The organism is Aquibacillus koreensis (genome assembly GCF_025154055.1).
Classification (GTDB): domain Bacteria; phylum Bacillota; class Bacilli; order Bacillales; family Amphibacillaceae; genus Aquibacillus_C; species Aquibacillus_C koreensis.
In genome coordinates, this window is record NZ_JAOALK010000063.1 from 150,659 (window position 1) to 169,548 (window position 18,890).

Annotated in this window: 17 protein-coding genes; 12 read left to right on the forward strand and 5 right to left on the reverse strand. The window is 39.2% G+C overall.

All coding sequences use genetic code 11. The annotated features are described in order from the left end of the window. Positions 1 to 104: 104 nt before the first annotated feature. Both NYQ66_RS21220 and NYQ66_RS21225 read left to right on the forward strand, forming a co-directional pair. Entirely contained in the window at positions 105 to 1,406 is a 1,302-nt protein-coding gene (locus tag NYQ66_RS21220) for an HD domain-containing protein (protein ID WP_259872440.1), read from the forward strand. Between the two features lie 60 nt (positions 1,407 to 1,466). After that, a complete protein-coding gene (locus NYQ66_RS21225; protein ID WP_259872442.1) occupies positions 1,467 to 1,967 on the forward strand; it encodes a YwgA family protein in 501 nt (166 codons plus the stop codon). A gap of 109 nt (positions 1,968 to 2,076) precedes the next feature. Here the strand turns inward: NYQ66_RS21225 and NYQ66_RS21230 are convergent, their stop codons facing one another. Further along, a complete protein-coding gene (locus tag NYQ66_RS21230; RefSeq protein WP_259872444.1) occupies positions 2,077 to 2,259 on the reverse strand; it encodes a 2-hydroxymuconate tautomerase in 183 nt (60 codons plus the stop codon). A gap of 739 nt (positions 2,260 to 2,998) precedes the next feature. Here NYQ66_RS21230 and NYQ66_RS21235 point away from each other — a divergent pair. Next, on the forward strand, positions 2,999 to 3,514 hold the full coding sequence (locus NYQ66_RS21235; RefSeq protein WP_259872445.1) for a YwhD family protein: 516 nt from the start codon (positions 2,999 to 3,001) through the stop codon (positions 3,512 to 3,514). Positions 3,515 to 3,740: 226 nt separating this feature from the next. Here the strand turns inward: NYQ66_RS21235 and NYQ66_RS21240 are convergent, their stop codons facing one another. Beyond that, positions 3,741 to 5,828: a transglycosylase domain-containing protein gene (locus NYQ66_RS21240; protein ID WP_259872446.1), complete on the reverse strand. Its 2,088-nt coding sequence runs from the start codon at positions 5,826 to 5,828 to the stop codon at positions 3,741 to 3,743. Positions 5,829 to 6,085: 257 nt separating this feature from the next. On the opposite strand from NYQ66_RS21240, the gene speE reads away from it, so the two are divergent. The 6 genes from speE (at position 6,086) to NYQ66_RS21270 (ending at position 12,676) form a co-directional block, all read left to right on the forward strand. Then, entirely contained in the window at positions 6,086 to 6,913 is an 828-nt protein-coding gene (gene speE, locus NYQ66_RS21245; RefSeq protein ID WP_259872447.1) for a polyamine aminopropyltransferase, read from the forward strand. A 33-nt stretch (positions 6,914 to 6,946) separates the two neighbouring features. Further along, complete coding sequence (speB, locus tag NYQ66_RS21250; protein WP_259872448.1) at positions 6,947 to 7,819, forward strand: agmatinase; 873 nt, start codon at positions 6,947 to 6,949, stop codon at positions 7,817 to 7,819. 198 nt (positions 7,820 to 8,017) lie between these two features. Then, positions 8,018 to 9,085 carry an AimR family lysis-lysogeny pheromone receptor gene (locus NYQ66_RS21255; RefSeq protein WP_259872449.1) on the forward strand — a complete coding sequence of 356 codons (1,068 nt, stop codon included), beginning with the start codon at positions 8,018 to 8,020 and terminating at the stop codon, positions 9,083 to 9,085. Positions 9,086 to 9,487: 402 nt separating this feature from the next. Then, positions 9,488 to 9,925: a DUF1934 domain-containing protein gene (locus NYQ66_RS21260; protein WP_259872450.1), complete on the forward strand. Its 438-nt coding sequence runs from the start codon at positions 9,488 to 9,490 to the stop codon at positions 9,923 to 9,925. Continuing rightward, positions 9,922 to 11,589 (forward strand): arginine--tRNA ligase, encoded by a 1,668-nt coding sequence (argS, locus tag NYQ66_RS21265; RefSeq protein WP_259872451.1) that lies wholly within the window; start codon positions 9,922 to 9,924, stop codon positions 11,587 to 11,589. Before NYQ66_RS21260 ends, argS begins: the two co-directional genes overlap by 4 nt. A 295-nt stretch (positions 11,590 to 11,884) precedes the next feature. Continuing rightward, positions 11,885 to 12,676 (forward strand): GNAT family N-acetyltransferase, encoded by a 792-nt coding sequence (locus NYQ66_RS21270; protein WP_259872452.1) that lies wholly within the window; start codon positions 11,885 to 11,887, stop codon positions 12,674 to 12,676. Between the two features lie 72 nt (positions 12,677 to 12,748). On the opposite strand, the gene NYQ66_RS21275 is transcribed toward NYQ66_RS21270, so the two are convergent. Continuing rightward, positions 12,749 to 12,925 (reverse strand): XapX domain-containing protein, encoded by a 177-nt coding sequence (locus tag NYQ66_RS21275; protein ID WP_259872455.1) that lies wholly within the window; start codon positions 12,923 to 12,925, stop codon positions 12,749 to 12,751. A 14-nt stretch (positions 12,926 to 12,939) separates the two neighbouring features. Then, the gene (gene cls, locus NYQ66_RS21280; RefSeq protein WP_259872456.1) at positions 12,940 to 14,142 is read right to left on the reverse strand and encodes a cardiolipin synthase; all 1,203 of its coding nucleotides are present in this window, start codon (positions 14,140 to 14,142) and stop codon (positions 12,940 to 12,942) included. A 147-nt stretch (positions 14,143 to 14,289) separates the two neighbouring features. Between cls and NYQ66_RS21285 the strand changes: the two genes are divergently transcribed. Then, positions 14,290 to 16,428 (forward strand): heterodisulfide reductase-related iron-sulfur binding cluster, encoded by a 2,139-nt coding sequence (locus tag NYQ66_RS21285; RefSeq protein ID WP_259872457.1) that lies wholly within the window; start codon positions 14,290 to 14,292, stop codon positions 16,426 to 16,428. A gap of 30 nt (positions 16,429 to 16,458) precedes the next feature. Here NYQ66_RS21285 and NYQ66_RS21290 read toward each other — a convergent pair whose 3' ends face one another. Then, on the reverse strand, positions 16,459 to 16,635 hold the full coding sequence (locus NYQ66_RS21290; protein WP_259872458.1) for a hypothetical protein: 177 nt from the start codon (positions 16,633 to 16,635) through the stop codon (positions 16,459 to 16,461). Between the two features lie 320 nt (positions 16,636 to 16,955). Here NYQ66_RS21290 and NYQ66_RS21295 point away from each other — a divergent pair, with 320 nt between their 5' ends. Both NYQ66_RS21295 and rpoE read left to right on the forward strand, forming a co-directional pair. Continuing rightward, on the forward strand, positions 16,956 to 17,540 hold the full coding sequence (locus tag NYQ66_RS21295; protein ID WP_259872459.1) for an AAA family ATPase: 585 nt from the start codon (positions 16,956 to 16,958) through the stop codon (positions 17,538 to 17,540). Positions 17,541 to 18,266: 726 nt separating this feature from the next. Then, positions 18,267 to 18,851 (forward strand): DNA-directed RNA polymerase subunit delta, encoded by a 585-nt coding sequence (rpoE, locus tag NYQ66_RS21300; RefSeq protein WP_259872460.1) that lies wholly within the window; start codon positions 18,267 to 18,269, stop codon positions 18,849 to 18,851. Positions 18,852 to 18,890 lie beyond the last annotated feature (39 nt).

Consider the following 18,890-nt stretch of genomic DNA (forward strand, 5'->3'; position numbering starts at 1 on the left):
AACTATTATATAATGGGTGTAATCAACATGACGAAAATAGTTCGCAAATGGGTAGTTCGTATCGAACGCGTTTTGATAGAATTATACATAGGAAGGATCAAAAGATGTCTTATAAACATGAACAATTAGATGAAGAAAAAGTGTTTAAGGATCCCGTTCATCGCTATGTACACGTCAAGGACCAAGTAATTTGGGATTTGATTGGTACACCAGAATTTCAACGATTACGTCGAATTAAACAGCTAGGAACAACATACTTAACATTTCATGGCGCAGAGCATAGTCGTTTTAATCACTCGCTTGGTGTCTATGAAATTGTTCGTAGAATTTTGCTCAATTTTGATGGTCGTCCAAGTTGGAACCGTGAAGAAAGATTATTATGCTTATGTGCAGCACTCTTACACGATCTTGGTCACGGTCCCTTTTCCCATTCATTTGAAAAGGTGTTTAAGCTAGACCATGAAGATTTTACTAGAAAAATTGTACTTGGTAACACGCATGTTAATCAGATTTTGTTAAAGGTAAGTGAAGACTTCCCGCAAAAAGTGGCGGATGTTATTAATAAAACTTACGAGGACAAGCTTGTCGTAAGTTTAATTTCAAGCCAAATCGATGCAGATCGTATGGATTACCTCCAACGCGATGCCTATTTTACAGGCGTTAGCTATGGTCATTTTGACATGGAACGAATCCTACGGGTAATGCGTCCGCTTGATGATCAAGTGGTGATTAAAGAATCTGGCATGCATGCCGTAGAAGATTACATTATGAGTCGTTATCAAATGTACTGGCAAGTCTATTTTCATCCTGTTACAAGAAGTGCAGAAGTAATTTTGTCAAAAATCTTACACCGTGCAAAATATTTATATCAAAATAATTATAACTTTTCCTTACAACCGACACACTTTCTATCCTTTTTTGAGGGTGAAGTGAAACTAGAAGCCTATTTACGTTTGGACGAGCCGGTGGTATTATATTACTTTCAAATGTGGGCAGATGAAAAAGACGAGATTTTAAGGGACCTTTGTGAACGATTTACGAACCGCCATTTATTTAAGTACATTGAATTTAATCCTAACTTGCAATTACAAGAATGGATGGAACTTTATAGCTTATTTAGAGATGCGGGCATTGATCCAGAGTATTACTTAGTAGTCGACTCCTCATCGGATCTACCATACGATTTTTACCGACCTGGAGAAGAAGAAGAGCGACTACCAATTCATTTATTAATGCCAAATAATGATTTGAGGGAGTTATCCAGACAATCAGATATCGTGGAGTCTATTTCTGGAAAAAAACGTACCGATCACAAATTATATTTTCCATTAGACTTTATCGAGGCGCTGCCAGAAGATAGTACGATAAAAGATCGTATCTTTGAAATCTTGTTTAAAAACAATTAGACCTCTTGTTTTAGAGGGGAGAAGTATAAATAGAATTTCTAAGTTTAGGGGATGTTTGTGTTGTTAGCTAATCATGCGAAACTAATGAAATTTTTTCTAGCATCAGAAGAAGTGACTGGAAGAAAAAAATTACAAAAGATGATTTATATATTGAAAAAGTGCGAAGTGCCTTTTGAGGAAAAATATGAGTTCCACTTTTATGGTCCATACTCAGAGGAATTAACATTACGCATCGAGGAATTATGTAATCTTGGGTTCATTTCAGAGCTTAAGGAAAAGAAAAGTAATTATTACCAATACCGTTATCAAATGACCAAACAAGGGGAAGACTTTCTTCACCATTCACAAGTGCAATTGCCACCAATGGAAGAAAAGATTAACCTTATGAAAGAAAAAAGCTCTCGTTTTCTCGAATTAGTCTCGACGATGCTATATTTTGATCATTTAGAGCCCCAAGAGGTAGAAGAAAAAGTACGAACAGTGAAAAAGAAACAAAACTATACGGATCAAGATATGGCAGAAGCTTGGGTCTTTATCTCTGAATTAAGACAAAAGCATTAATTTGATTTGAGATGCATGCCATTAGAAAAGCCAACATTCTAAACAAGTAAAAAGCTTAGGTTACTATCCCAACGAGGATGGAACCTAAGCTTTTTTTGGCTATGTAGAATTAATCAATCAGTCTTTTACCGCCAACACCATAGTGTTGCTTGTTGATTTCTTCAACGAAAACAACGACCTTTTCTCTTGAAGCACCAGTAGTTTCTACAACAGCGTCAGTTACCTTTTCAATCAACGCCTTTTTCTGTTCATCTGTACGTCCCTCTAACATTTCAACAGTTACATATGGCATTCCGAAACACTCCTTGTTTGTATCCCACAACTGGGTGATAGTTTTGTAATAACATAAAGATAACTGAAATAAGAACTTTTGTAAAAACATAACCGTCGTACTTGCTGCAGAGTAGATGTAAAATGCGACGTAACTAACCCACCCGCTCCTCGAGTGAAATTGGCTCCCTTTCCGAGGAGGAATCACGAAAAATCCCAGAACCCGGATTTTTTCTAAGTTCAGATTCCTCTTGCGGGCACGGCCTCAGCTAACTCAGTCGCAAAGTACGCTCCTGAGTGGATCTTCGGCTCGCGCTGTTCCCGCAGGAGTGTCGCCAATTTCACTCGATCCGCTAGTAACTGCTTCAAACTAATGATACAGGTATTAATATCTAGTAATGTAATTTGGTTCGAGATTTAATTCCTAGATGTATTATATATGCATCATATGTCTAAATGAATCAATGAGTAGATAGCACAAAAGAGTGGAGGCAGATTACGGAGACTCCTGCGGGAACAGCGCGAGGTGAAGACCCCGCAGTGGTGCCCTTCCACGAGGAGGCTGAGGCCGTGCCCGCGGAAAGCGAAGTATTCTGCCGGAACGGTGTTATATTGGTAACCTCAATGATTAATTCACTACGACGGAGTTTATACAAAATCCCTATAGATGAAAACCATTTCCTTATTTGCTACAATGTTTTTACAGTAAACTTTAGGAAATAATAGGTTACATAGACGTAGAGGTTAAAGGAGGATAAACGATGGCAGATGAGACGCCAAAGAAAAAGAAGAATAATCAGTTCACCATTATGAAAGATGATTCTAATGACGGCCATGGTGGGTATGGCGTTGGTTCCATAAGTTTAGAAAATATCTCCCCTGTTATTATCGACCCAGGTGAAGACCTTGCATATGTTGATATGGATGCGATGCATGCACGTAGTAAGATTGAAAGACGTGTAAAAATCGTACCTAATCGAGATGAAGTACCCAATGGCAAACTGTATTGGATGGTTTGGGTTACGGTAAATAGAGGACAAAAAGGTCCATATTATCACGGCTTAGGTGCATGTGAATTTGTAGTAGATCGCTCAATCAAACGTGCATACAAATCGATGCCAGAGCATGTAAACAACATGGATAAGTCGATGAAAGGGAAAGTGGTTGTTGATCATATGGACGATCATTCGAAGCAATTACTCGGAAAGTTTTTACGTGAGTTTAGTGCTGAAATGTGGGAAAACGCTCCTGAAGAATTGAAACAACCTTTTGAATAAAAAGTGAACAATTTGTGAACAAAAGAGAAATTTTGTTGAAAAATCTTGTGGTTTGTAATAGGAATTTGTACAATATGTATCACATGGTTATTCCATGTAGCACTAGGACAAAGAAAAAGGCCGGATCAGCTATCCGGCCTTTTTCTTTGTCTTTTTTTAATAACAAGTTGCTTCGCTCACCCTATTATTGGTCCGCTCAAACTCAGCAGGAGCGAACCAGAAAGAATCAATCCCCAACAAACGGAAGCCAATCCCAGAAACCTTTTTTCTTATCCTCTTTTTCGGTCTCTTCCTCGTGTTCATGTTCCTTTTGCTCCTCATCCGGAGGTAGGTGGAGCGAGCAATAAGAGGTTGGTGCCGTACCTTCAACAAAATACATCAAACGCTCATTTTCACAATACGGTGTAGCAAGTTCACCAGTGGATGGGTCAACATACTCTCCAACGATTCCCTCTGGAACAGGATACGTCTCAAGTGGCTTCCCTTCATGGGAATGTTCCATAAAAGTAGCCCAAATGTCTTTCGCATATTGGTGCTCTTTCATTTTTTCAATAGCTTGATTGTTATCATACCCTGTCCAAACGCCTGTCACTAATGATGGACTGTATCCAATCATCCAACTGTCGGTTTGTGTGGTCCCGGATTTACCGGCATATTGTTGTGTTAATTCATCAGCGATGGTTGCTCCGGTCACACGCATGTATCCGTTTAGCGACTCATCAAACATCCCTGTCATTAAATGAGTGAGGATGAACGAAAGTTTTGGATCCAAGACTTGTTCTTGTTTAGCCGTATCTCGTTCATAAATAACGTTACCTTTTGCATCGGTTACCTTTGTAATCGTATGAGGCGTGATATTCGCTCCGCCATTTGCCAGCTTACTATAAGCGGATACCATTTCATGCACACTTACTGTCTCGGTTCCTAGTGCTAAAGAAGGGACTGGGCTTAGTTCACTTTTTATCCCGAACTGTTTAGCCGTTTCTACTAATGTTTCAGGTTTTAAAAATAGATTCGTTTTAACAGCATACACATTATCTGAAAGAGCGAGTGCCTGTGCAAGCGTAATCGATCTACCTGCATAATAACCGTTATAGTTACTTGGTTGATAGACGGTACCATCTGCCAACTCGAAATTCGTTGGTTTACTCATAAGAGGTGTCGTTGCTGTATAGCCATTTTCTAAAGCTGCGTAATATAAAAATGGTTTAAAGGAAGAGCCTGGCATCCGCTTTGCTTGCGTTACACGATTAAATTGACTCTTTTCGTAATCCTTGCCACCAACAAGCGCTTTGATGGCGCCGGTATTCGGCTCCATTGCCAGAGCTGCTGTCTGCAATTCAGTTTGGGGATCAATCGTTTTTACAACCGTTTCCTCCAAAGTTTCTTGCTGATCAGTCTGAAGGGTTGTATATACCTGGTACCCGCCAGAGCGAATATCCTCTAGATTTTTTCCAAGAACCTGCTGTAGCTCTTTTAATACTACATCTTGAAAGTATGGTGCAAATACTTTAGTCGAACGATCTTTTTCTTCAAATAATGCTAAGTGCTCTTTTTTTGCTAAAAAAAGTTGTTCCTCTGTAATGACATCTTGCTCGTATAATCCAGTCAAAATTTGATCTTTCCGAGTCATCGCATTTTCATAATGATGATAAGGAGAGTAATAAGTGGGTCCTTTAGGAACACCTACTAAAAGAGATGCTTCTGCTAGGCTCAGATCCTCGGCAGATTTCCCGAAGAAATAGCGACTTGCTGCCTCAATCCCGTATGCACCATGCCCATAATAGATTGTATTTAAATAGCCCTCTAGTAATTGATCTTTTGTATAAAACATTTCCAATCGAATCGTATAGAGAGCTTCCTTTAGCTTTCGTTTCCATGTTTTTTCATGTGAAAGGTATAGGTTTCTAGCATATTGCTGTGTGATTGTACTCGCACCTTCTGCCATCGACATCGAGCTTATATCTTTCCATGCGGCACCTAAGATCCGTTTAACATCGAACCCGACATGGTCATAAAACCGACGATCTTCCGTTACTAATGTTGCTTGGATAATGTTTGGACTGATATCTTCTAGGTCAACCCAATAGCGGTTTTCGACACCGTGTTCTTCCCCAATCACGTTACTTTCACGATCATAGTAAACCGTGGTTTGCGTGTTTGTTAATGGCGGGGCACCGAGCATGTAAGCATAAAGGATTACACTTAGTCCAACCCCAATCATGAGGCATGCAAAAATAATGGATAGCCTTACTATCCATTTCAGCGGTCTTTTTTTAAAATTTGCTTGAAAATGCTTCATCAATCGGATCATATTCATTCTCCTGTGAGGCTTTAACATCGTTTTCTACATTATGGGAAAATAAACAACAAAATAAACATAGACCGCTTCAGAAAAAAACTTGATTTTTTTTGAAAAATCTCTAGAATTAATTTGTTTGATGATGTAGTTATTGGTAAACAAGTAATAAAGAGGAAAAGGTCACGTGTGATTTTGATATAAATAGGGATAAAAATAGGCGCGATACAAACCCTAAACATAGGAATTTTGATCAAAAGGAGTTTTCGGGTATGGATCTATGGTTTACAGAAAAACAAACAAAACACTTTGGTATTACAGCTAAAGTTAAAAAAACACATCACACCGAACAAACTGCATTTCAACAGTTAGACATGATCGAAACGGAAGAATGGGGAAATATGCTTGTGCTCGATGGTATGGTGATGACCACACAAAAAGATGAATTTGTTTATCATGAAATGGTTGCACATGTACCTTTATATACACATCCAAATCCAAAGCACGTACTCGTTGTCGGTGGTGGAGATGGCGGCGTTATTCGTGAAGTGTTAAAACATAAATCTGTGGAAAAAGCGACACTTGTGGAAATAGATGGCAAAGTGATTGAATACTCGAAACAATACTTACCGAAAATTGCAGGGGACTTAGATGATCCAAGGGTAGAGGTTAAAGTCGATGATGGTTTCATGCATATTGCCAATAGTGAAGAAGAATACGATGTTATTATGGTCGATTCAACAGAGCCAGTTGGACCTGCAGTAAATTTATTTTCCAGAGGGTTTTATGATGGCATTGCAAAGGCGTTAAAAGCCGACGGCATTTTTGTCGCACAAACAGATAACCCTTGGTTTAAAGCAGACCTAATCAAACAAGTCTACCAAGATGTGAAAGAAATTTTTCCGGTTACAAGATTGTACACAGCGAACATTCCAACATATCCAAGTGGTTTATGGACATTTACAATGGGAAGTAAGGAACATGACCCATTAAAAGTGAAGCAAGATCGTTTTGATCCAATCGAAACAAAGTATTATACAAGTGATTTGCATTTCGCGGCGTTTGCATTACCTAAGTTTGTAAAAGATTTAACCGAATAACGGTTAGAAGATATGGGAAGGGGAAATAGAACAATGAGATTTGATGAAGCATATTCTGGAAAAGTTTTTATCATGTCGAATCCGACAATTGAAGAGTCAAAGGCGGTTATTTACGGCATGCCAATGGACTGGACGGTTAGCTTTCGTCCGGGTTCACGATTTGGCCCGAATCGAATTCGAGAAGCATCACTAGGGCTAGAGGAATACAGTCCTTATATGGACAAGCATATGGAAGAAGTAGGTTACTTTGATGCGGGAGACATTCCGCTTCCGTTTGGTAACCCACAGCGTAGCCTTGATATGATCCAAGATTACGTGACACAGTTACTAGACTTAGGAAAATTTCCTTTAGGCTTGGGCGGTGAACACCTCGTATCATGGCCAGTTATTCAAGCCTTCTATAAAAAGTATCCAGACATGGCTTTGATTCATATTGATGCACACGCAGATTTACGAGAAGAATACGAGGGAGAGCCATTATCCCACTCGACTCCTGTGCGTAAAACGTGTGAATTAATCGGGCCAGAAAATGTCTATTCGTTTGGTATTCGTTCCGGTATGCGTGAGGAATTTCAATATGCAAAAGAAAGTGGCATGCATATGTCTAGGTACGAGGTGGCAGAGCCATTAAAAGAAATTTTACCAACATTAAAGGGAAGAAACGTCTATGTAACGATTGATATCGACGTGTTAGACCCGGCGTTTGCGCCTGGAACGGGGACGGCAGAAGCGGGTGGAATAACATCGAAGGAACTATTACAAGCGATCCAATACATTGCACAATCAGATGTAAATGTAGTTGGAGCCGATCTTGTTGAAGTTGCCCCAGTTTATGACCCAACGGAACAAACGGTTATCGCAGCTAGTAAATTTGTCAGAGAAATGTTGTTGGGTTGGGTGAAATAACGGAGCGAGCTTGCTTTAGGTAATGAACATAGAAGCCCTTAGAATGGCAGTTTTGTCATTCGCGGGCTTCTTTATATTGTTCATATAATTGTCGTATTTTTGTATATGTTTACCAATACTATTTATGATAAAATAAATAGTATTATGACTTTTTTGTCAAGATTAGTCGAATGTCACAGGGGAATGGCAGGGGAGGCAATGGATTTCAACAATTATGGTCAAACAGTAGACTGGGCATCTTTTACGTTTCACGGTAACGAATTACCTCTCTATCAAGTGTTTCAAATGCTTAAAGTTACCGAAAAAGAGGAAATCGCGATCAACAAAATGCGTGCATTATGTCTACAAGCTAAGTCGGAAGAAAATATGAGAAAAGGCCTCGAATTCATTCAAGTGCACGGTTCAATGGAAGAGTTAGATGCACTTATAAATCGAAATCTAGCTACCAATCAACGTGCTAATGTCGACTGGGCAATAATGTATCAATTAGTGAATGAGCGCAAAAAATATATTAATCAACCAAATAAGGACAATATGCAATTACAAGAACTGTTAGAGAAAGTAAAAGCTCTAGGGGAACAACAAGATGTAGAGCTACAGTGCTTACGAGATTTTCTACACGTGTACTGTTATTTCGATATGAAAAGGTACAGTGAATTAGGGAAATTTACGGATCGTTTATTGTCATCAATCGATCAAATAAAAGACCCACTGATCATGGAGTTGTTTACAACTAGACTTGATAAAGTCATAGTCATCTACCACTGGAAGCGAAATGAAATGATTATAGCTCGTAAGTTTGGTTATCGGGTATTAAATAGAACATCAAGTGCTCATAAAAAAATTGATATGCATAACACATTGGCATTGGGTTACCTTTTTGATAATTTCCAACAAGCAATCTATCATGCTAACCAAGCGAAAGAACTTGCAGAAAATGAAGGCTTCACATTGGCGCTTGATAGAATTAACAATAAAACCATCCCTTTTATCGCCGCATTCCATCGAAAAACAGAAGGCATCACATCGAACGATCCATCAGAGCAGGCACACCTTGCTCTAGCAAATGACGATGTGGAAACATGCGTTAACATTCTGAAAACCATGGAACCACTGACACCGTTTCAACAATACTATCTTGGAAAAGCTACAAGAGATGAAGATCTTCTCATGGCGTCATACCAACGATTTATGAAAGAACGCAGTGATTTCTTTTTTGCCAGGTTACCGCTTTTAGAATTAAAGAAATTAAATGACACTATATAGCGCTTCCTTAATTGGGAGCGCTTTTCATGTGGCGGGTTATTGTAAAGCATCATCCCTGTATTCGGACAAGAAGAGCGAGCGTGAGTCATTGAGAGTCAGAATGAGGTCCGTATTCGGACAAGAAGAGCGAACGAAAGTCATTGAGAGTCAGAATCACCCCTGACGCCGCACACGCGGAAAGTTAAAGGACTGTTGAAGCGTTACTATAATTGCTGTAATGTAGTTGACACAAACTTTATGTCAACAACGACATTAATCAACAGCAATTTTCACAAAAAGAGCCATTAAGATGTTTGATTCGGTGTGATAAAAGCAACAATAAAAAGATATACCGCAAAACTTGTATTTTTACGTATTCGTTTTTATACTTAGTTTCATATCCCGTTTGTAAAGGATGGAAAAATGGAGACCAAAAAAACCCCAGTTAAAATAAAGATGACAACGGAAATTAGAGAATTAGGACAAAAAGATGTCAACGTTTTGGAAGAAGAGGGCATGTTATTGGAAAAGGGAAAAACGACGGTTTTGACCTTTGTCGAGCATCAAGAGGAAGACGATGATGTGAACGCAATGATCACCATATATCCAGAAAAGGTGAGCGTGAAACGAACCGGACCGATGGACATGTTTCAACAATTCCGAAAGAAACAAGTGACTGAAAATGTATATCGACATGCATATGGTACAATTCATATGGAGACACATACAGACCAGATTACATATCAAAAACCTGAAAACGGAAGTACAGGAAAATTATTTATTAGCTATACAACAAAGTTAAATGGTGAAGGGGAAAGAAGGCACCGCTTAACGATAACGATGAAGGAGGTTACCCCATGAACGTCATGCAACAAATGCAAGAAACGTTAAAGGAAGAAATCAAGCAAGCCGTAGTAAAGGCGGAGCTTGCTTCAGAAGCAGAATTACCAGCTATTATTTTAGAGCAACCAAAGGATAAAACGCACGGTGATTATGCAACCAATATCGCAATGCAACTAGCGAGAATTGCAAAAAAAGCACCAAAACAAATTGCAGAAGAGATTATTAACCACTTTGATCAAACAAAAGCGTCCATTAACAAAGTAGAGATTGCAGGACCTGGTTTTATAAACTTTTATATGAACAACCAATATTTAGCCGACTTGGTTCCAACGATCTTAGAGCAAGGTGATGCTTACGGCTCATCTGATACCGGGAAAGGTCACAAGATCCAAATTGAGTTTGTATCAGCTAACCCAACAGGTGACCTACACCTAGGTCATGCGCGTGGTGCGTCGGTAGGGGATTCTCTTTGTAACATTTTAGCAAAAGCAGGCTATGATGTTTCTAGAGAATACTACATCAACGATGCCGGAAATCAGATTGCTAACCTAGCGACATCTGTAGAAGCTCGTTACATGCAAGCGTTGGGCAAAGACTGGGACATGCCTGAGGATGGTTATCACGGGAAAGATATCATCAATCTTGGAGAAGCATTAGCAAAAGAATACGGGGATAAATATGTAAATCAGTCTGAAGAAGACCGTTTAGCATTTTTCCGTGAATATGGACTAAAGTATGAGTTAGATAAATTGGCAAACGATTTAACCCAATTCCGAGTGGAGTTTGACCACTGGTTCTCAGAAACTTCTTTATATGATGATGGAAAAATCCAACCGGCACTTGATGTTATTAAAGAAAAAGGCTACATCTATGAACAAGACGGTGCAACATGGTTCCGTACCACTGATTTTGGTGACGATAAGGATCGTGTACTTATTAAGAATGATGGCACATACACGTACTTAACACCAGATATTGCATATCATAAGAACAAGCTCGACCGTGGTTTTGAAACATTAATCAATATTTGGGGCGCAGACCACCACGGCTACATTCCGAGAATGCGCGCTGCCATTCAAGCATTGGGCTATGATGCCAAAACGTTAGAGGTAGAGATCATCCAAATGGTGAACCTATTCCAAAACGGTGAAAAAGTGAAAATGAGTAAACGTACCGGTAAAGCAGTTACGTTACGTGAACTGATGGAAGAGGTTGGCATTGATGCGATGCGTTATTTCTTCGTGATGCGCTCGGCTGATTCACATCTAGATTTTGATATGGATTTAGCTCGTTCACAATCAAACGAAAATCCTGTTTTTTACGTACAATATGCACACGCGCGTATTTGTACAATGTTAAAACAGGCAGAAGAAAAAGGTTTAGCAGCAGATGACTTCGACGTGTCCTTGCTTACTGCGGAAAAAGAAGAAGAATTATTAAAGCGTCTCGGTGAATTTGCTCAAGTCGTAGCAGATGCTGCGGAAAATCGCACACCACACCGCGTCACACAATATATCTTTGATCTTGCATCTACTCTGCATAGCTTCTACAATGCAGAAAAAGTACTAGATCCAGAAAATCCAGAGTTAACAAAAGCACGCCTAGCTTTAATGAAAGCCGTACGCATTACGATCGCAAACGGCCTACAATTAATCGGCGTACACGCACCAGAAAGTATGTAACAGCTAAAGCGTCCTTGATGATTCGGTCATCAGGGGCGCTTTTTTTTGTTAGTTACTGAATTAGCTGTCGAGTTCACTGAATTAGCATGAAAGTTACTGAATTAGCTGTCGAGTTCACTGAATTAACGCAAAAAGTAACCGAATACGGTGTCGGGTTCACTGGATTACCTACACCGCTGGGGCAGAGGCACAGACCTCCTACCCCAACTTTTCTCGCTCTTGCCAAAAAAATACTTTACTCTCGCAATTTACCAATGGTATGATATTCTCTAAAAACTACAGAGGGGGATCTCGCGTGATTAGACAATTAACAAAGGCAGATGATGAAATTTGCCAACAACTAATCCAGCAACAACCGGCGGAAAATTTATTTATTATTGGAGATATAGAAGCTTACGGTTATGAACAGGACTTTCAAAAAATCTGGGGAGATTTTGATGATGAAGGGCAGCTAAGAGCGGTTCTTCTAAAGTATGAGAAAAATTTTCTGCCATACGCGAATAGTGCGTTCGATGCAGTGGGTTTTGCTAAGATCATTAACCAAGACGATAACGGAAAAATGTTATCAGGACTAAAACACGTAACAGAGCAACTAGAGCCTTTTATAGACAGAAGAATAGCAAACAAAAAAGAGCTCTACTATGCCAAATGCACCGATGATGCTGCGATACAACCTGTTACTGATTTAGAAATCAAGCTAGTAACAGTAGAGGATCTTCCGAGGTTGAAACAGCTATTAACAAGCATTCCAGAGTTTGAAAACATTCAGTTTGAAATAGAAACGAAGAAAAGAAATATGGAAAAAGGTGTGACTAGAGCCTATTATGTTGAGGAAGACGGGGAAATGGTCTCCACAGCAGCTACAACCGCAGAAAATAGTAAGTCTGCCATGATCGTTGGTGTAGGCACGGATAAAGACTACAAAAAAAGAGGCTATGCAACGAAGTGTGTCAGTAAACTTTGTCAGGATGTGTTAGCGGAAGGAAAAGAACTGTGCTTATTTTATGATAATCCAGATGCAGGGAAAATATATAAGCGGATCGGATTTAGAGATATCGGCTTTTGGACGATGTATTACTTGGATTAAGTGTGATTAAGTCCTTAACTTGCCAGATAAAACAAGCCCCTTCCAACAAAAACAGAAGGGGCTTCCACTCCGCTAAAACATATCCTTTAACATTGGTACAACCCAATGAAAAAGCTTGAAACCCAAATAAACACCGACAATTCCCATTACACCAGCAAGTGCAGGGGGAGCTGGGATTGGTAATTTTAGCAAAGCAAATAAAAAACCAACAATCGTACCCGTAATGAGTGCAAGTATTACTTCTGTCATGCAAAAACCCTCCTTTATAACAAAGGTCTAACACAATAAGCAATCCAAGCCGAAATCTTTGTTTTCAACGGTTGCTTATTGATCCAATCATGTGTCATCGAATTACTGGATTTTAAATCATGAAAATAAGCTTGTCTAATATGACTGATAAAATCCGGATCGCTATCAATCGTAGTATTTATTTCTTTGTTTAAAAAAATGCTACGCATATCAAAGTTTGCTGTTCCAATATCGCAAAACGATTCGTCAATAATCATAATTTTTGCGTGATAAAACCCATCTGTATATAAGTGGAGATTTGCTCCACAATCCAATAATTTTTTGTAATAGGGAAAGGCAGCTGGTTTAACTAGTGGGTGATCTGCTTTAATAGGAACAAGAATATGAAGCTCAACCCCTCGTTCTCTTGCATTAACTAATGCTTGAAAAACTTTTTTACTCGGGATAAAGTAGGGCGTCCCTATTAATATTTCATGTGTAGCTTGATTAATCCACGAAAGGAATATTTCTTCTAACTGCCCAGACTCTGTTACAACAAGTTCAATCGTTTTATCCTTACCACTGGAGGACTTAGAAATAATCTTCTTGTTGAATTGCTCTTCTTTGGTAGCATCATTCCAATCATACTGGTAGACCCTAGCGATATTTCCTACCACTTCACCAGTCATCCGTAAATGATAGTCCCTCCATTTTCCAAATCTCAGGTCATTGCCCATATACTCTGTTCCAACATTAAAGCCACCGACATAGGCAATCTCGTCATCAATAATCGTGATTTTTCTATGATTTCGTCTGTTCAATCGGTAAAAAAAATAAGGGACTGCTGGTCGGTCGCTAAATACAAATTGAACACCGCTAGCTTCTAACTCTTTAACGATGTCTTTATTCATCGAAAAACTTCCGACATAATCGGCAACTAAACGTACCTTCACCCCATCTAAAGCTTTTTGTTCGAGGTAATGGTACAACTCTCTACTAATGCTATCGTCTCGAATGATGAAAAACATCATATCTATGCTTTTCTTTGCCTGTTTTATATCCTCAAAAAGAGAAGAAAATAGAGCGTCACCATTCGTGAATAAATCTCTGTCCGCTTGATTTTTCCCGAAGTCAAACACAGGAGCTTTCTTTTGATATGCTCGTTTTCCGAGTTCATAATCAATCAGTAGCAAAACGACAAAAACAATAACCGCGATAAGTAATCCAAGCAATATCAAGTCTATTCCCCTTTCTTTGCTCGTATACTATTCCCACAGGGTAAAGAAATAATGTGGAATAGGAAGAAAAATATTGACTGAATGTTCATTCATATTTTACAGTATACATAAGAGAGGGGTAACAAACATTTTGTGAGGGGGAGAAAGATGGACGAAAGGTTATGGATTAACGGTATCTTGTTTCTATTGGTCACGGTCTATGCGGTTTACTTATTTGTGCGTGTCATTCTAACGCGTATAGCATATATTAAACTGGGCAAAAAAGAATCCTATGATCAGCAATTAAAAGAGCGCATCAACCGGGTAATCGTCAATGTGTTTGGGCAGAAGAAACTGTTAAAGGACAAAAAATCTGGAATCATCCACGTAATGATGTTCTACGGATTTTTATTAGTTCAATTTGGTGCCATTGATTTTATCTACAAAGGTCTCGTTCCAGGGAATCATTTACCGCTCGGTGTACTTTATCCAGGCTTTACCTTTTTCCAAGAGCTTGTCACGCTCATGATCCTAGTAGCGGTTGTATGGGCGTTTTACCGTCGTTATATTGAAAAGTTAGTCCGCTTAAAAAGAGGATTCAAAGCAGGTCTTGTCCTTATTTTTATCGGCACGTTAATGCTATCTGTCTTATTCGGGAATGGAATGGCAATGGTGTGGCATGGAGAGAGTGTAACGTGGACAGAACCAATTGCAAGCATATTTGCAAGCGCTTTCTCGTTTCTGCCAACAACAATAGCCGCCTCCTTGTTCTTTGTATCCTGGTGGATTCACTTACTCGCTTTACTTAGCTTCTTAGTCTATGTACCTCAATCCAAACACGCACACTTAATTGCCGCACCAATCAATGTCTTTTTAAGTAGACAAACAAATCCAGGTAAACTAGAAAAAATTGATTTTGAAATTGATGACGAGGAAACAACCGAGGACATCGCATTTGGGGTAGGAAAGATAGAAGATTTCAAGCAACTGCAAATGATTGATTTCTATGCTTGCGTCGAATGTGGACGTTGTACAAACGTTTGTCCAGCAACCGGAACAGGAAAAATGCTATCTCCGATGGATTTAATTATAAAACTTCGTGATCACCTGACGATGACAGGCGCTTCGGTTACAGGCAAATCTCCATGGGTCCCGGCAACAGCTTTTGCACATACGGAAGGCAATCGTCTAGCAAAAATGGCTCAGGTTAATAAGACAACGAAGGAGGAAGCTGCTGCAACAGTCGAAGCTTTTGAACAATCTTCTCTTATTGGAGATGTTATTACCGAGGAAGAAATCTGGGCATGTACGACCTGTCGAAACTGCGAAGACCAATGTCCAGTGTTGAATGAGCACGTCGACAAAATTATTGACCTGCGCCGTTACCTCGTTTTAACACAAGGTAAAATGGACCCAGATGCCCAACGTGCGATGCAAAATATCGAGCGCCAAGGCAATCCGTGGGGGCTTTCCAAGCGCGAAAGAGAAAACTGGAGAGACCAAGATCCAGACGTTTCGGTTCCTACAGTAAAAGAATTGAAGAAGCAAGGAGAGGATTTTGAGTATTTATTCTGGGTGAGCTCCATGGGGTCATACGATAGTCGTAGTCAAAAAATCGCGTTAGCTTTTGCTCGTTTAATGAACGAAGCTGGCATTAAATTTGCCATTCTAGGTAATAAAGAGGCAAACTCTGGCGATACCGCCCGCCGTTTAGGGAATGAATTTATGTTCCAAGAGATTGCCGAGAAAAACATAAAGGAATTTACGAAACATGATGTAAAGAAGATCGTCACAATCGACCCACATGCGTACAACATATTCAAAAATGAATACCCTGATTTCGGATTTGAAGCAGAAGTCTATCACCATACGCAGCTGTTGTATGATTGGGTTTCTGAAGGATTAGTAAGGCCGACAATAGAGATTAACGAAACATTGACGTATCATGATTCCTGCTACCTCGGGAGATACAATGGGGTCTATGATCCACCACGTGAAATATTAAAAGCAATACCAGGAATCAAGCTTGTCGAAATGGACCGAACGAGAGAAAACGGCATGTGCTGTGGCGCTGGCGGTGGTCTGATGTGGATGGAGGATAAAACAGGCAATCGGATTAATGAAGCGCGGACGGAACAAGCAATGCGGGTGAATCCAACAATGATATCTAGTGCTTGCCCATTTTGCTTAACGATGCTAAGCGATGGTACAAAAGCAAAGCAAGTAGAAGATGAAATCGGCACAATGGATGTTGCGGAAATACTGGCATTGTCCGTCTGTGGTAAGCGGGAAGAACAAACCGCATAACCTGTATTGGAATTGGAAGGACGTAGAATTCTACGTCCTTTTTGTTTTTAGTAAAGAAACAATCCGATAGATAAAGAAAATAAATCCAGATAGCCCCAAGATCCCTACCGATACGAGCCATTTCATTTCTTCAGCAAAAACCATTCCAATGATAAATAGTCCAAAGAATATACCGGCACAGATGACATTTAATATATTTGTTCTCATCATACCACTCCCTTTATTCTTATGTACGATTAGCTACTTTAAAAAGTTCTAGATTTTTAAAATGATATAGGATGGAAAAGTAGGATACGGACCGTTGCAAGCCGACTACTAACTGTATGATGACATTGAGGCAATACATAATCAGAAGTATGCGTGCCCAACACTGGCATTAAGTTTGAAACTAGTCATTCATTACATCATAATCGAGCGTAAGGTTTAGTAAATGGTCACAGATAACATGTGCGTTTTGGGTAATAATACGTTAACATATAGGTAACGTACATAACCTATCTAGGAATATAAAAGTAGAGGTGTTAAGATTGCAAAAATTAGTGTTTTTTGTTGGAGTAGCAGGAACAGGTAAAACAACGGTCGCAGAGAAAATTGCAGCACATAAACCGTGTGCATTTTTAGATCGTGATACGGTTGGAGGCAGATTTGTAGAGAAATTTCTAGAAGTGAATGGCCTCGATACGGATGATCGTGACTCCGAATTTTATAAAGAGAATCTTCGTGATTTAGAATATGATACTACGAAAGAAATTTGTATTGAAAACCTTCGTGTTGGACAAGATGTCTTCATGATTTCTCCATTCACTGCTGAGCTAAAAAACAAACAGTGGATTGATGAAGTAATCGAAGCTAGCGGTAAGACAAAGAGTGAAGTGGACGTGAAGGTTATCGTTGTTACACTAAGCGATATCGAAACACAAAAAGACCGCATTGAAGACCGAGGGACAGTCCGTGACAAATGGAAGCTAGATAATTGGAGCTCTTACGAAACAAGAGTAGACTTCGTACCAACGATCAACTGGGACATTCCAGAATCAAATATTAAAATTTTTGATAACTCAGGTGATTTAACGGAAGAAAAAGTGAATGATTTAATCAAGTTTATTGGCTAATTTAAGAATGCAGTCCGCGAGATATGTTGAAAAGGGTACGATTATGTTGCAATAGCATATCGTACCTTTTTTCAATAGGTTTTTCACTGACAGTAATAGGCTCTTGGGTCTAATTGAAGTCAGTAATCAAGCTCATCACCGACTTCAAATGGCACACAGATTTACTTGAAGTCAGAGATCATACACTTCACTGACATCAAACAGCACAAAGGTTTACTTGAAGTCAGTGATCATACACTTTACTGACATCAAACAGCACAAAGGTTTACTTGAAGTCAGAGATCATACACTTTACTGACATCAAACAGCACAAAGGTTTAAATGAAGTCAGAGATCAAGCACATCACCGACATCAAATGACAAACGGGTTTAAATGAAGTCAGTGATTGAGCTCGTCGAGAAGATGGGCTTACGACGCAGTTTATACAAATCCAGTCATACTCAACAAGTTCCAGACAACAACCCCAAAATAAAGACAAGGCACTCCACTCAACAATAAATTCATTATGTGAAGCGTTTTAAATCATGTATAATGGTGAAGGATAGAAGAGTAGCTATTATTGCTTTTTGATTTTTATAACAATATAATGTATGGTAGGTTTTGCAAATAATAACAACGTACATAAATAGACATACAAGTGGACCCGCGATTAGCTGCGTTGTAACGATTAAGGATAGTTACAGCGAGAGCCGATTTAAATAACACATAGAGGGAGTGCAATAGCCATGAGTTTTAAACAATTTAGCAGTGAACAAATAGAAGATATGTCAATGATCGATTTGGCAAATGAAATGTTAATTGAAGCAAATAAAGCAACGGATTTCCGTGAAGTATTTGAGGAAATAGCAAAGTTAAAAGGGCTTACTGGCCACGCAAAGCAAGATGCATTAACACAATTTTATACTGACTTAAACATCGATGGCCGCTTTATGACAATTGGTTCAAATTTATGGGGACTAAAAAGCTGGTATCCAGTTGAACAAATAGAAGAAGAAATTACATCCGCACCGAAGAAGAAGAAAAAGAAAAAGGCTGCGAAAAAGAAGAAAGCAGTTGTCGAAGATGATCTTGACGAGGATCTGGATGAAGAGGAACTTGACTTTGATGACGCAGATTTAGATGATGACCTAGACGATTATGATGATGATCTAGATGATGATTCTAGCGATGATGACGATAGTGATGATACAAGTGACGACGATGACTATAATTATGATGACTTGGATGAAGATCTCGACGACGATGACGATGATGAAGAAGAAATAGAAGAAGACTTCGATGATGAAGACGAAGAGGAAGAAGAAAAATAATCCTCTAAATACAGACTTGACTTTCCATAAATAAAAAAG

Bases quoted from the DNA above. Each gene is read 5' to 3' on its own strand.
- NYQ66_RS21220 (WP_259872440.1), top strand. From the start codon at position 105: ATGTCTTATAAACATGAACAATTAGATGAAGAAAAAGTGTTTAAGGAT.
- NYQ66_RS21230 (WP_259872444.1), bottom strand. From the start codon at position 2,259: ATGCCATATGTAACTGTTGAAATGTTAGAGGGACGTACAGATGAACAG.
- NYQ66_RS21235 (WP_259872445.1), top strand. From the start codon at position 2,999: ATGGCAGATGAGACGCCAAAGAAAAAGAAGAATAATCAGTTCACCATT.
- NYQ66_RS21240 (WP_259872446.1), bottom strand. From the start codon at position 5,828: ATGATCCGATTGATGAAGCATTTTCAAGCAAATTTTAAAAAAAGACCG.
- speE (WP_259872447.1), top strand. From the start codon at position 6,086: ATGGATCTATGGTTTACAGAAAAACAAACAAAACACTTTGGTATTACA.
- speB (WP_259872448.1), top strand. From the start codon at position 6,947: ATGAGATTTGATGAAGCATATTCTGGAAAAGTTTTTATCATGTCGAAT.
- NYQ66_RS21255 (WP_259872449.1), top strand. From the start codon at position 8,018: ATGGATTTCAACAATTATGGTCAAACAGTAGACTGGGCATCTTTTACG.
- NYQ66_RS21260 (WP_259872450.1), top strand. From the start codon at position 9,488: ATGGAGACCAAAAAAACCCCAGTTAAAATAAAGATGACAACGGAAATT.
- argS (WP_259872451.1), top strand. From the start codon at position 9,922: ATGAACGTCATGCAACAAATGCAAGAAACGTTAAAGGAAGAAATCAAG.
- NYQ66_RS21275 (WP_259872455.1), bottom strand. From the start codon at position 12,925: ATGACAGAAGTAATACTTGCACTCATTACGGGTACGATTGTTGGTTTT.
- NYQ66_RS21285 (WP_259872457.1), top strand. From the start codon at position 14,290: ATGGACGAAAGGTTATGGATTAACGGTATCTTGTTTCTATTGGTCACG.
- NYQ66_RS21290 (WP_259872458.1), bottom strand. From the start codon at position 16,635: ATGAGAACAAATATATTAAATGTCATCTGTGCCGGTATATTCTTTGGA.
- rpoE (WP_259872460.1), top strand. From the start codon at position 18,267: ATGAGTTTTAAACAATTTAGCAGTGAACAAATAGAAGATATGTCAATG.